At 36.4% G+C, this 12,834-nt stretch carries 12 protein-coding genes, 1 tRNA gene and 1 pseudogene; 2 read left to right on the plus strand and 12 right to left on the minus strand.

The window, feature by feature from the left end; all coding sequences use genetic code 11:
* Window positions 1–51: 51 nt before the first annotated feature.
* Window positions 52–498 carry an NUDIX hydrolase gene (locus AC806_RS07080; protein ID WP_069029059.1) on the minus strand — a complete coding sequence of 149 codons (447 nt, stop codon included), beginning with the start codon at window positions 496–498 and terminating at the stop codon, window positions 52–54.
* Between the two features lie 146 nt (window positions 499–644).
* Between AC806_RS07080 and gloA the strand changes: the two genes are divergently transcribed.
* Window positions 645–1,019, plus strand: coding sequence for a lactoylglutathione lyase (gene gloA / locus AC806_RS07085; RefSeq protein WP_061839892.1), 375 nt, complete (start codon window positions 645–647; stop codon window positions 1,017–1,019).
* A 45-nt stretch (window positions 1,020–1,064) separates the two neighbouring features.
* On the opposite strand, the gene AC806_RS07090 is transcribed toward gloA, so the two are convergent.
* The 5 genes from AC806_RS07090 to AC806_RS07110 form a co-directional block, all read right to left on the minus strand.
* Window positions 1,065–2,093 carry an alpha/beta hydrolase gene (locus AC806_RS07090; protein WP_069029060.1) on the minus strand — a complete coding sequence of 343 codons (1,029 nt, stop codon included), beginning with the start codon at window positions 2,091–2,093 and terminating at the stop codon, window positions 1,065–1,067.
* A 321-nt stretch (window positions 2,094–2,414) separates the two neighbouring features.
* Entirely contained in the window at window positions 2,415–2,747 is a 333-nt protein-coding gene (gene trxA, locus AC806_RS07095; RefSeq protein WP_327796031.1) for a thioredoxin, read from the minus strand.
* Between the two features lie 63 nt (window positions 2,748–2,810).
* Window positions 2,811–5,189, minus strand: a complete 2,379-nt coding sequence (locus AC806_RS07100; protein ID WP_069029397.1) for an endonuclease MutS2 — start codon at window positions 5,187–5,189, stop codon at window positions 2,811–2,813.
* An 84-nt stretch (window positions 5,190–5,273) separates the two neighbouring features.
* Window positions 5,274–5,816 carry a CvpA family protein gene (locus AC806_RS07105; RefSeq protein ID WP_061839888.1) on the minus strand — a complete coding sequence of 181 codons (543 nt, stop codon included), beginning with the start codon at window positions 5,814–5,816 and terminating at the stop codon, window positions 5,274–5,276.
* A 16-nt stretch (window positions 5,817–5,832) separates the two neighbouring features.
* Window positions 5,833–6,273, minus strand: coding sequence for a cell division protein ZapA (locus AC806_RS07110; protein ID WP_069029061.1), 441 nt, complete (start codon window positions 6,271–6,273; stop codon window positions 5,833–5,835).
* Between the two features lie 186 nt (window positions 6,274–6,459).
* Here AC806_RS07110 and rnhC point away from each other — a divergent pair, with 186 nt between their 5' ends.
* A complete protein-coding gene (gene rnhC, locus AC806_RS07115) occupies window positions 6,460–7,374 on the plus strand; it encodes a ribonuclease HIII (protein WP_069029062.1) in 915 nt (304 codons plus the stop codon).
* A 66-nt stretch (window positions 7,375–7,440) separates the two neighbouring features.
* On the opposite strand, the gene AC806_RS07120 is transcribed toward rnhC, so the two are convergent.
* The 6 genes and pseudogenes from AC806_RS07120 to AC806_RS07150 form a co-directional block, all read right to left on the minus strand.
* A complete protein-coding gene (locus tag AC806_RS07120) occupies window positions 7,441–8,019 on the minus strand; it encodes a chromate transporter (RefSeq protein ID WP_069029063.1) in 579 nt (192 codons plus the stop codon).
* Complete coding sequence (locus AC806_RS07125) at window positions 8,016–8,564, minus strand: chromate transporter (protein WP_069029064.1); 549 nt, start codon at window positions 8,562–8,564, stop codon at window positions 8,016–8,018. Before AC806_RS07125 ends, AC806_RS07120 begins: the two co-directional genes overlap by 4 nt.
* A gap of 258 nt (window positions 8,565–8,822) precedes the next feature.
* Window positions 8,823–8,893, minus strand: a tRNA-Gly gene (locus AC806_RS07130).
* A 59-nt stretch (window positions 8,894–8,952) separates the two neighbouring features.
* Entirely contained in the window at window positions 8,953–9,213 is a 261-nt protein-coding gene (locus tag AC806_RS07135; RefSeq protein ID WP_069029065.1) for a YrhK family protein, read from the minus strand.
* 196 nt (window positions 9,214–9,409) lie between these two features.
* Window positions 9,410–11,380 (minus strand): annotated as a pseudogene (locus AC806_RS12315) (ABC transporter permease/substrate binding protein).
* Window positions 11,373–12,644, minus strand: coding sequence for a quaternary amine ABC transporter ATP-binding protein (locus tag AC806_RS07150; RefSeq protein ID WP_014125231.1), 1,272 nt, complete (start codon window positions 12,642–12,644; stop codon window positions 11,373–11,375). Before AC806_RS07150 ends, AC806_RS12315 begins: the two are co-directional and overlap by 8 nt.
* Window positions 12,645–12,834 lie beyond the last annotated feature (190 nt).

The following is a 12,834-nucleotide window of genomic DNA, read 5'->3' on the forward strand; positions in this document are numbered from 1 at the left end:
CAAAAAAAGAAGCCTGTCATCATATATAGTTTGACAGAGCTTCTTTTTTATCTAATAATTATTTTTCATCCATTTTTGTAGTGCCCAACGATGACTTCCTCTTTTTAGTAAAAGCATAGCATCATCTGGTGTAACCCAATGAAGCTGATTATTTTTTTCAGTCGGTTCAGCTACTTTTTCCCACTGATCGGCAAGATAAAAATATCCCGGATGCGCAAAATAAGTATCACGATGGCTAGAATAAAAATATTCCTTAGCTTCTCCTAAATAAGTGCCAATTTTTACCTTAAAACCAACTTCTTCTAGCATTTCACGTGCGATGGTCTGCGCATGCGTTTCGCCTTTTTCGATTTCCCCGCCAGGTAAAAAGAAAGCGCCGTTGGGTGCTTGTACTAAAATAACTTCTTGTTTTTCGTTACGATGAATAACAATATAGGCGCCATAACGTGCTTGATATTTCTTTCCTTCTTCTTTCTTGCCAAAAACAGCTTCTTTCATTTTTGCCTCCATGAGTAGTTTTCTTTGCATTTTACTTGATTTCACAAAAAGAAACAAGTTTTATTTACTTTTTATCTTTTTTATTTAAAATTAAAAATTCAATATGTTATAATGCCCTTACCTAAACAGAAAGGATGACGCAAACAATGAGAATGGCGCACACTTGTGTACGTGTAAAAGATTTAAATGCTTCAGTTGAATTTTATCAAAATGCTTTTGGTTTTGTTGAAAACAACCGTAAAGACTTTCCTGAAGCAGAATTCACACTAGTTTATTTATCTTTACCAAATGATGACTATGAATTGGAACTTACCTATAATTACGACCACGGCGCTTATGATCTAGGTGATGGTTACGGACATATCGCAATTGCCACTGAAGATCTTCAAGCTTTACATGACCAACATGCAGCTGCTGGATTCGATGTCACAGAGCTGAAAGGATTACCAGGCGTTCCTCCATCTTATTATTTCATTAAAGACCCAGATGGCTATAAAATTGAGGTAATCAAAGAAGATTAATTTTGGGATTTAAAAAGTTCTGCAGCAAAAAACTGCAGAACTTTTTTATTTAACAAAAAAATCTAAAATTGCTTGATAAACTAGATCTTGGTCAACTTCATTAATAACTTCATGTTTCATATGAGGAAAATCAAGCATCTCAACCTTACGATAACCAATCTTATTTAAAGTTTTTTTAGTATCAACGAGTCCTCTTTTTCCTCCAGTAATCGATACATCCTCTGCACCAGTAATACTTAAGATAGGTAACTCAGGATTTTGACAAGCAAAAAAACTGATATCGTTTAACCGCCGTATGCTCTCCCAAAGTGTTGTCACGCCAATATTGTTATAACCTGGAAGCATACGTGGGTCACGTAAAGCTTTTGCTATTTCTATCTCGTCATTTGTCAACCACGTTTTATCTGTTGAGCCAAAATTCGATAATTTTTTTAAAATCCAAGAATAACTTTTTTTGCCTGCCAGCACATCCGCACAAAGCGCAAGCATAACACCGTACTTGGCTTTTTTCTGATAGTGAAGTGTTCCTGTCAATAACAATTTTGTAATTTTGTCATCATTATTTTGCAAGTATAGACGAGCTAATACCGAACCATAAGAATGTCCATATAGATAAACCGCCGCATTTGGAAAACGATCATCAATAAATTGCGTAATCTTCAATTGATCTTTTACCATTCGTTTTACACTCGGCATTTGCCCCAAGGGGTTCTTTTTATCAACCGAATCGCCATGTCCACGATTATCACTCAAAACAACAGCAAAACCATTTTTGGCTAGAAAGAAAGCTAAATGTCGATAACGTAAGCGATGCTCTAATATGCCATGGACTACTTGAACCACAGCTTTCACTGCTTGATTTTTAGGTTGGATGATTGTTAAAGCCAGTGGTAATCCATCTTCTGTAATCAAGTAGGTATCTTCTTGTGTCGTATCATCGAAAACTGCCGAGCTCATTTTTTCTGATACCGGTTCTTTTAAGACAATCGTTTCCGGCTGATTTCTAAATAATAAATAACTAGCAAGTCCTAAACTCAGTAAGCTACTTTTAAACAAAGTCTTTTTCTTTTTCAAAATTTCTCCTCCCTTCACTAATACCACTTTCTTAAGTTTAATTATAACATAGGCAATCATCTCTTTAGATCATATTTTAATAAGAAAAGGTTCCTAAAAAATCAAGGGACATCGTAAAAACTTCCCCTGATTTTTAGAGAAATGAAGGGAAGTCTACTAAAGTTACCTTCTTTTTGTATAAAATCGAGGGAAGTATAGCTGACTTTCCTTCATTATGTATAAAATCAGGGGGAGTATGCTCATCTTCCCTTCTTTTTATGTAAATTTTAAAATAAAAAAATCCAGATGAAATCAATCACCTGGAATCTTTTTAGCAGAATCTTACATATGAGAAGAAATCATTTCTTCTAATTGGTCTTTTGTTTGCACGCCAATTGCTTTATCCACAACTTCTCCGTCTTTTTTCAAAATTAATGTTGGAATACTCATAATCCCAAAACTTGCGGGTACTTCTGGATTTTCGTCAACATCAATTTTTACTACGCGAAATTCATCTTCGTCGTATTCTTGTTCAACTTGTTCTAAGATAGGTGCTTGCATTCTACAAGGACCACACCAAGTCGCCCAAAAATCGATCATAACCAACCCTTGTTCTGTTTCTACATTAAAGTCTTTATCTGTTACTGTTTGTGCCATGTTTTTTTGTACCTCCAATTCAATAGACAAAGTATAGCACCTTCGTCACTGCTTGCAAACTAACTTGCTCATTTAATACCTTTATTTAAAATTAACCACTGTGGCTCCGTTACCGCCCTGATTAGCTGGTGCGAAATCGAAATTTTTTACACTAGGATTTTTTTTCAAATAATTGAATACGCCCTTGCGTAAAGCACCTGTTCCTTTACCATGAACAATAGTAACTTGCGGATATCCAGCTAAAATAGCAGCATCTAAGTACTGGTCTAACTCACTTAAAGCATCTTCATAGTGTTTACCTCGTAAATCCAACTGACTGGAAACATGAGGACCAGAAGAATTTAAAGTAGAGACATGACGTTTGGGACCTGCAGCTTCTTTAGTAGGCGCAATAGCTTGTAAATCTTCTTCATCTACATCCATTTTTAAAATACCCAACTGTACTTGCCATTGATTTTTTCCAATTTTATCTAATAGCTCCCCTCGCTGGTTATATGGAATAACCAGCACTTCATCGCCAGCTTTAAATTGTTTTTCTTTTTTCGCCTTTTGTAAGACCTTATTCTTTTTCAAGTGATCTTCTGGTTGTTGTAGTTGATTTAGTTCCCCTTTGGCTTGAATCAATTCATTTTCTTTCACATTCTTTTGACCACTTTGTTGTTGTATTTTACGTAGATTTGTAATAATTTCGTCAGACTGATCTTTTGCCTGCTCTACAATGTCATTGGCTTTACTGCGTGCTTTAGCAAACTCGTTTTCTTTTTGCTCATAAAAATATTGATAAGCTTCTTGTAGGTCTTCATGCAGCTGTTTGGCTTTACTAACATAATTTCTTAGTTCTAAATACTCAGTTTCAGCCATCTTACGTCGATTTTCTAAATCAGTGATCATCTCATTTAAGTCTTGGCTTTCACCATTCATCATTTGCTTAGCAGAATCAATAAGTGTTTGATCAAGCCCTAGCCGACGTGAGATTTCAAATGCATTACTTCGACCGGGAACACCAATTAACAATCTATAGGTAGGACTTAGTGTATCAACATCAAATTCCATCGAGGCATTTACGGTCTTTGGCCGATTATAACCATAGACTTTTAACTCTGGATAATGGGTTGTTGCCATCACATAGGCTTGTTTAGCAGCCAAATCATCTAAAATCGCAATCGCTAAAGCTGCCCCTTCTTGCGGGTCAGTTCCTGCACCTAATTCATCAAATAAGACTAAGCTGTTTTTATCCACTTGATTCAATACATCCACAATAGTCGTCATATGAGAAGAAAAGGTGGACAAATTTTGCTCAATAGATTGCTCATCGCCAATATCAGCAAACACTTCATTAAAAATCCCCATCTGACTATCCTCACCAGCTGGTATAGGCAAACCTGCTTGCCCCATTAGTTGCAATAAACCTAGTGTTTTTAATGTGATGGTCTTCCCCCCTGTATTAGGGCCTGTAATAACTACGGCTTGGTAATCTTCGCCAATCATAATATCATTAGCAATCACTTGTGTTTGATCCAAAAGAGGGTGCCTAGCTTGTTTAAAGTACACATGATTGTCTTGATTGACCAAAGGTACGACCGCTTTTAAATCTTTAGCAAAACGAGCTTTAGCATTCATAAAGTCAAATTTTCCGATAACATAAGCATTATGCATGATCTCTTTACGACTAGGCACCAACGCTGCCGATAATTCTGAAAGAATGCGAGCAATTTCATCTCTTTCGGCAATTTGATATTGCCGCAAACGATTATTCATTTCCACAACTTGTCCAGGTTCGATAAAAAGGGTTTGACCAGAAGAGCTTTGATCATGAACCACACCGCCGAATACATTGCGGTTTTCTTGCCTTACCGGGATGACATAACGCTCATTTCGCATCGTTACTAGCGCATCACTAAGATAACGAGCTTGTTTTCCATGGATAATACCATCCAGATTTTCTCGGATACTTTGTTCACTGCGCGTAATATTCCGACGAATCGTTTTAAGTGTTTCTGAAGCTTCATCTGTAACGCGTCCATCTTCATCGATCGCACTTTTCAAACGTTTCCTTAAAGCCGGCAAGGCGGTTAATTGTTCTTGCCAAGCGTATAAACGGTTGAATGGTGTTTCATCTTCCTTGAACTCCTCCAAAAAAGTGTTCACTTCTGCTGTAGTTGTTAACACTCTTGAAATCTGAGCTAATTCAACACCATTTAAATCAGCGCCAATCTCTATTCTTTTCATGTGCGCTTGAATATTTTCAATTTTGGGAATTGGTATTCCACCACGTAGACGAAGCACTTTCATCGCGTCGTCGGTTTCCTCTAGATAAGAGGTAATGGTCGACACATCGCTTACCGGCAGCAAGTAACGCAGCTCTTCTTTCCCTTGATCAGTCACTAAATATTGTGCGATTTGATTTTTAACTTGATTAAATTCTAAGGTATTTAAAATATCGTGATTTAATTCCTTCATTTTTTCACCTGCTTTCGCAACATTTTCTATCAGCGTGAAAATAGAGCAGTTTTGCATCGAGTCGCAAAAACTGCTCTACAATTTTTAGATAATGTTAGTTATCCATAGTTTATCCAACATATTAGATAAAAACGGTGTTTTATCTACAATAAAATCAGCAGTAAAACTTCTATTAAACATATTTTGGATGGCATCCACTGGTAACATCGTTAAAACTTTCAAAAATAATAAAATCGTTATATACATCAACACTGTATTTAAAATACCTGCAGCTAACCAGTCGTCTTCCAGAATCCGTGTAAAGCGAAGGTTTCTAAGAAAAATCATAACCAATTTTGTAACTAGCCAGCCAATAAGCAACCAGCCAATAAAAGCAACAGCCGCATAGTAAGCCTTGTCTAAGTCAAAAGATAGCTCTTGACTATAATAAACCATCTCTGTTTCTGGCGTTACTGATAAATAAGGTATATATAGCTCAATCTTTTGTCCCCATTGTTCATAAAGACCCATGGCAAGAAAAAAGGAAAGAATACCACCTATAGTATAGATTAGTTGTAAAGCTGTTGCCCGTCTTGCACCAGTATAAAATGAAAATAATAGTAATAAAAATATGATAAAACCGATCATTCAGTCTTCCTTTCTGCTAGCCTTGAGTTGCCTTTTTTTGAATACTCTGCTTGCGCTTTTCATTTAAGATTTGTTGTGCTTGCAAGTGATCATGAATTTGTGCCTCACTATTTCCTTGATCTTTCAGCACTTTTTTTGCTTCTTGTTCTATTTCTTCAATGCGTTGAATACGTTCCTTAAGTTCCGTTACTTCACTGGCTTTTTTATGTAACGTCTCATTTTCTTCTTTTAAATCTAGTAACTCTTTTTGTTTTTTTAACTGATCAGACACCGCATTAATAGCAAGCAAAATAGCCGCTTGCTCACTGTCTATCTCGGCAGACATTCCTTTAATTTCTTTTAGCTGATCGTTGACAAGGTCTGTCACCATCTTTAAATGTTTGGGGTCTTCTTTGCTGATAATGGTGTAGTTTTGATTTTCAATCGTCGCTTTAAAACGATTCTTTTGCTTGACCACTTGGCTCAGCCTCCTATATCTACAAGTATTTTTTTATTATAACACTTTCAATGTTTTTTATTAAAAATACCTTTCTATTATAAAGGAAAATATTAATTTTTTCTACGTATTCACTTATTTTACTACATTTCAATCAGAAACGCATTATGCTAAAATAAAGCAATAATATTAGAAGGGAAATTTTTCATGGGAACAACCGTTGTTAAACTAAATAAAGAAAAATTAAAAGAAGTAAAGCAGTATTATAAAGCTTACATAAGCTCACGTAAAATCCCCTATGCTGCTTTTTTTGCAAAAAAAGACGGCATCACAATCACAGCTTACAACTCGGGAAAAGTCATGTTTCAAGGGGATAATGAAAAACAAGAAGCCTTACTATGGGAAAGTATGCCAACAGAAAGTACTAAAAAAACAGCGACTTTACCAGCTGGTTTTGCCCGAAAAAGTATTATGGGTAGTGACGAAGTAGGTAACGGCAGTTATTTTGGTCCATTAGTTGTATGTGCTGCCTATGCTGATAAAAACCATTTAGATACATTAAAAAAACTAGGGGTAAAAGATTCAAAGATGCTTGATGACAAGCAAATTCTAAAGCTTGCTCCTCAATTGGAATCCTCTATTCCTTTTCAAAAACTAGTGGTGACGCCAAAAAAATATAATCAGATACAACCGCAATATAATGCTGTGGGCATGAAAGTAGCATTACATAATCAATGTATTCATTTATTATTAGAAAAAATTAGCCCGCAAAAGCCTGAAGCCATTCTAATCGACCAATTCGTTCAAGAAACAACTTATCGCAAGTATTTGAAAAGCGAAAAAAATCCGATAACACAAAACCTTTATTTCATCACTAAAGGAGAACAATACCATCTAGCTGTTGCGGCGGCCTCGATTATTTGCCGCGCTGAATTTCTAAATTCTCTTAAACAGCAATCACAAGAAGTGGGGATTGAACTTCCCTCAGGCGCCGGTTCACAGTCTGACAAACAAGCCGCCAAAATTATCAAAAAAGGCGGCATTGAATTATTAGCAAACTACGCAAAGCTTCATTTTAAAAATACAGAAAAAGCACAAAAAATCGCACAAAAACAAAATTAATGCGCTAAATTTAAGGACCTATCTCGATAAAACACGAAATAGGTCCTTTTCTTATAATAATTTTTATTATCCGGCAAATTGGAAAACAATGCCCACCAAAGCAGATAGAGCAATAAAAATAACTGGATGCAGGTTTTTAAATAGCCTATGGCGCATGATGAAAAATAAGAAAATAGCTAAAATTAGCGACTTCCAGTTAATAAATCCCAGCCAGTCTCCTGCATCAATCAAGCTTGAAACATCAAATAAATCCATCCATACCACAGAAAATCCAGCCGCTGCAATCAGTGCAGTCGACGCAGGTCTTAGTCCATAAAACACCGATTCGACATAAAAATTATTCCTAAATTTGGTTAAAAAGCGACCAATAATGATAATAAGAATAATAGCAGGTGTAACCAGTCCTACCGTAGCAACAATGCCCCCGAAAGCGCCAGCGGTTAAGTTCCCAGCGTAGGTTGCCATGTTAATCCCTATCGCTCCTGGGGTTGATTCAGAAATAGCAATCATGTCAGCTAGCTGATCATAACTAAACCAACCTGTTCGATCGGACATATCATATAAAAACGGCAAAGTCGCAAGTCCACCGCCTACAGAAAACAAGCCTGTCTTGAAGAATTCATAAAAAAGTTGTAAATAGATCATTTTTGTTGACGTCTCCTTTCTTGCAGCTTAGCAGCAACGCCGATAAAAGCTGCTAAAATGATAAGTAGTACAGGAGACCACCTTGTAGATACAGACAAGATAAAAACAAAAGCAAAAATAAAAATCCCTACTTTATCTACCACGGAATTTTTCCATAGCTTCAACACAGCATTTAAGATCAGAATATATACACTCACACGAATACCAGCAAAAGCATTCTGTATGATGGCTAATTCCGAAAAATTTTGCATAAACATGGAAATTAGCGTGACGATAATATAAGAAGGAAAAACAAAACCCAGGGTAGCTACAATGCCCCCAAGCGACCCTCGCTGTTTCTGACCAATAAAAGTAGACGTATTAACTGCTATAATGCCAGGGGTTGTCTGTCCTATAGCATAATAATCAACAAGCTCTTCATCTGTCGCCCAATTTTTATTTGTGACAACTTCTCTTTGAAGGATAGGTAACATCGCATAACCGCCACCAAAGGTTAATACACCAATGCGGCTAAAAGTTAAAAACAAATCAATGAATATATTCATATTCTCCTCCTCAAACGCTAATATTAATATATAAATACGACAAAGCGCTAAAGCTCTATTAAATGATATATTAACATTAAGATAACAACAAGACCAGAAAATATAAGAGAAGTAGATCATATATTCATTAAAATTATCATAAAAACTAGAATCAGCCATGATATAAAGTTAAAGGTCAAAAGACATTCGAAACAAAAAATAAAAAATCGCTAACTTTTATAGGTTAGCGAAATCCTGTTACAAAGGTTTACATAACTAAGCGGGTGACGAGAATCGAACTCGCGACGGAAGCTTGGGAAGCTTCTGTTTTACCACTAAACTACACCCGCATAACAAGAACTATTATAGCTCAATGCAATATATTACACAATAGACATTGGGATAAAATTTATTTGTTTTTTAGTGTATATATATGTACCTCTCTACTGATCAAAATTAAGGGCCTTATCAAAAGTTGAAAACTACCGATAACAAATAGAACTGTTCCATAAAAAGTCGTTGATTCTTTAAAAAATAAGAAACTACCTACAATAAAAAATAAAGCTAAAATAATATCATTCATTTGATACAAAAAATTATAGAAGACATCAATTTTTATATCATGATGAAATAGAGTAAATGTTAATTCGCTTCGGTTATTTCGTTCCATTTATAAACACCTCAGTTTTAAATTTTACTAGCAAAAATAATAAAAAGAAAATATATTGCACTATTTTAATCAAAAAAATACAGAAAAGAAAGGATTTCATTTTTTGTATTTTATACATTCACTCCCTGAAATCTAATGGCAGTGAATAAAAAAAGCAGAGATCAGTAATATCTGATCTCCACCTCTTTAATAGATACTATTCAGCATCTGCTGTCCATTCATCTACTTTGTCTTGGTTATCTTCAATCCAGTCTCTTGCTGCATCTTCTGGATCTTCACCGTCTTCAATGTCTAACATTACAGTGTTTATATCTTCTTCCGTCCATTCGAAGTTATCCAATATGCTGTATACTTCTGGCATATCATCTTCTAATCCTTCACGAACCATTGTATGAATACTTTCAGCATCTCCCATTGTTCCTTCTGGGTCATCTAGATATTTAAGGTCATATCTTTCAAACATCCAATGTGGAGACCAGCCAGTAATGACAATCGGATCTTCATTTTGAATCGCACTGCCTAATTGTGAAGTCATCGCACCACTAGAAGATGGTGTCACTTCCCAATCCGATAAATTATCATAGGTTTCGACTGTTTCTTCTGCCGCAGCAACCACACCAGCACCTGGTTCAATACCAATAATTTCTTGCTCCGGCACTTGATCATCTAGATCTTCAATAGAATCAACATCCATATATTCGGGAACAACAAGTCCTAATTTTGCTGCGTCTGGCAAGTTTGGACCTAAGTCTTCTACTTGATCACCAAACTCTTCATATTGTGCTTCGTGAGTTACTGGCAACCATCCTGCGACCATACCATCTGATTCGCCATTAGCTACTGCTTCCCACATCACAGCATTATCTAAAGGTGTAATGTTTACATTATAACCCATATCTTCTAATACTTGCGCTACAACGTTGGTGGAAGCGACTTCTGTATCCCATTCAACATAGGATAATTCAACAGTGTCTCCACCGCCATTGCCGCCACCTTCTGCGTCGTTATCGCCGCCGCCATTACTGCAGGCAGCTAATAAAAATGCTGAACTTAGTGCCAACATACCTACTAACTTCTTCTTCAAAATAAAACATCCTTTCTTAATTTTTTAAAAATTGAATAACAATTTTTATTCACTAATCATTAGGAGACCCCGAAAGATAAACAAAGTGATCACACGTTATCCATCTTTCAAATGTCTCAAATTTTCTTAATCATCTTTCACTATTAAACATAATATTTCTTTTAGTGAAATTAGATTAAAAAACTAAAATTTTAGACATAACTTGCTATTTTTTATATGCCTTTTTTAATCATTTGAACTATTTCCACTACTATTTAAGTTTTGTGTAAAGCGGTCCATAATAATCGCTAAAATAACGATAGCTATACCGTAAACAAAACCATTACCTACTTGTGAACGTTGTACTGCAGATAATACCCCTTGTCCTAAACCAGGAGCTCCGATCATAGAAGCAATAACAACCATAGATAAGGACAACATTAGCGTTTGGTTAATACCAGCAAAGATATTTCCTTTAGCTAAAGGCATTTCTAACTTAAATAATTTTTGCCAACCGGTGCCCCCAAAAGAATCGGAAGCTTCCACTAATTCCGTTGGCACTTGACGAATACCCAAGTTTGTCATACGGACAGTTGGCGGCAATGAAAAGATCACTGACGCAAAAACCCCAGGGACCATACCGATACCAAAGAAGGCCACGGCTGGAATCAAGTATACAAAACCTGGCATCGTCTGCATGAAGTCAAGAATTGGCGTAATAATACTTCTTGCCATATCACTTTTCGACATTAAAACGCCGGCTGGTACACCAATAATGACTGAAATCAAACTTGAAACAATAACTAATGTCAATGTATTTAGCAGATCAGACCACAAATCCTGGTTATAAATCAATAGCAAACCTAGCAATGTAAATGTAGGTAATTGCCATTTTTTTCCACCAAGGAAAAAAGCAGCGACTGTAACTATCAAAATAAATAGTAAGGGATGAATCATGGACAATCCATTAGTCATAGCATCCATGATATTTTGTCCTACAGTTTGTAAGAATGAGAAAAAGGCAGCCCAGTGCTCGGTTAGCCAATCAACGCCATTGTCGACCCAATCCGAAAAGGGAAGCTCATTTTGTAAAAAATCAAGCATTTGCATTCACCTCTTCCTTATCAGCTGACTCTGTTGTTTCATCTGTGTTTTCTTCTGCAGCTTCTTTTTCATCTGATTGTCCAGTATCGGTATCCGTCATCGCGCCAATTACACTACCACGAACTACGACACCGACAACACGATCTTCTTCGTCAACAACAGCCAAAGGCGCAGCGGAATTTTGAATTATATTGAAAATATCCGTTACTAAGGTATCTTTTTCCACTTTTTGTACGTTTTTATCTACTACATCTTTAAGTGGTTTTTCATTTTTAAGTGCATCCAAAGCATTTTCAGCGGTTAAACTTCCTTTTAAATAACGTTTACGATCAACCGCTAATAACATACTGGTTTCTTCTTTACGCATACGTTGTAAAGCCACATTAGGGCCATCAGCTTCTGCATTGATGGTCAAAGCGGGTTCCATAATATTTTCCGCCGTTAGAACTTTGGAACGGTCGATATCTTCGGTAAACTCGCGAACAAAGTCATTGGCTGGATGCGTTAAGATTTCTTCACCGGTACCAATTTGCATCACTTCACCATCACGCATTAAAGCAATTCGATCGCCGATACGCAAAGCTTCGTTCAAATCGTGGGTGATAAAAATAATGGTCTTTTGTACACGTTCTTGTAAGTCCATCAAATCATCTTGCATATCCCGACGAATCAAGGGGTCCAAAGCAGAAAATGCCTCATCCATAAGCAGCACTTCTGGATCGTTCGCTAAAGCACGTGCTAAACCAACCCGTTGCTGCATCCCACCGGATAATTGGTTAGGATATTGATCTTTAACCGAAAGTAAACCGGAATTATCTAAAGCAGCTTCCGCTTTTTTACGGCGTTCTTCCTTAGATACACCCCTTACTTCTAGACCATATTCGGTGTTTTGTAAAATGGTCCGTTGGGGGAAAAGCCCAAAGTTTTGAAAGACCATATTCGCTTTTGTACGACGAACTTCACGCAAGTCTTCTTTAGACATCTTCGCTACGTCTTCATCATCAATGTAAACAGAACCTGAAGTAGGTTCAATCAAACGATTGATCATTCGTACTAAAGTCGATTTCCCACTTCCGGACAAGCCCATAATGACAAAGACTTCTCCTTCGTTAACATCAAAACTTACGTCATGTACACCGACAGTAGCGCCAGTTTCTTTTAAGATTTCTTGTTTTGATTTCCCCGCTTTTACTTGTTCAAGCGCTTGTTGGGTTCTTCGACCAAATATTTTGGTTAAATGTTCTACGCGAACTTTTTTACTCAAAAGTTAACACTCCTTCTTTTCTCCTTTTTTTCAGAAAACTACCATGAAAGTGACCATATTATAGTATCATCATGTTGTCACTTTGTCAAAAAAGAATCATACTTTTTCTTATTTCCTACTAAAAACTTCCTATCATTAGAAAAGTTCGTATTCTTAACTAACTGACACTAAGGGGGGCCTTAAGCTGTAT

This window comes from Tetragenococcus halophilus (genome assembly GCF_001712815.1).
Classification (GTDB): domain Bacteria; phylum Bacillota; class Bacilli; order Lactobacillales; family Enterococcaceae; genus Tetragenococcus; species Tetragenococcus halophilus.

Bases quoted from the DNA above. Each gene is read 5' to 3' on its own strand.
- AC806_RS07080 (WP_069029059.1), bottom strand. From the start codon at position 498: ATGAAAGAAGCTGTTTTTGGCAAGAAAGAAGAAGGAAAGAAATATCAA.
- gloA (WP_061839892.1), top strand. From the start codon at position 645: ATGAGAATGGCGCACACTTGTGTACGTGTAAAAGATTTAAATGCTTCA.
- AC806_RS07100 (WP_069029397.1), bottom strand. From the start codon at position 5,189: ATGAAGGAATTAAATCACGATATTTTAAATACCTTAGAATTTAATCAA.
- AC806_RS07105 (WP_061839888.1), bottom strand. From the start codon at position 5,816: ATGATCGGTTTTATCATATTTTTATTACTATTATTTTCATTTTATACT.
- rnhC (WP_069029062.1), top strand. From the start codon at position 6,460: ATGGGAACAACCGTTGTTAAACTAAATAAAGAAAAATTAAAAGAAGTA.
- AC806_RS07120 (WP_069029063.1), bottom strand. From the start codon at position 8,019: ATGATCTATTTACAACTTTTTTATGAATTCTTCAAGACAGGCTTGTTT.
- AC806_RS07125 (WP_069029064.1), bottom strand. From the start codon at position 8,564: ATGAATATATTCATTGATTTGTTTTTAACTTTTAGCCGCATTGGTGTA.
- AC806_RS07135 (WP_069029065.1), bottom strand. From the start codon at position 9,213: ATGGAACGAAATAACCGAAGCGAATTAACATTTACTCTATTTCATCAT.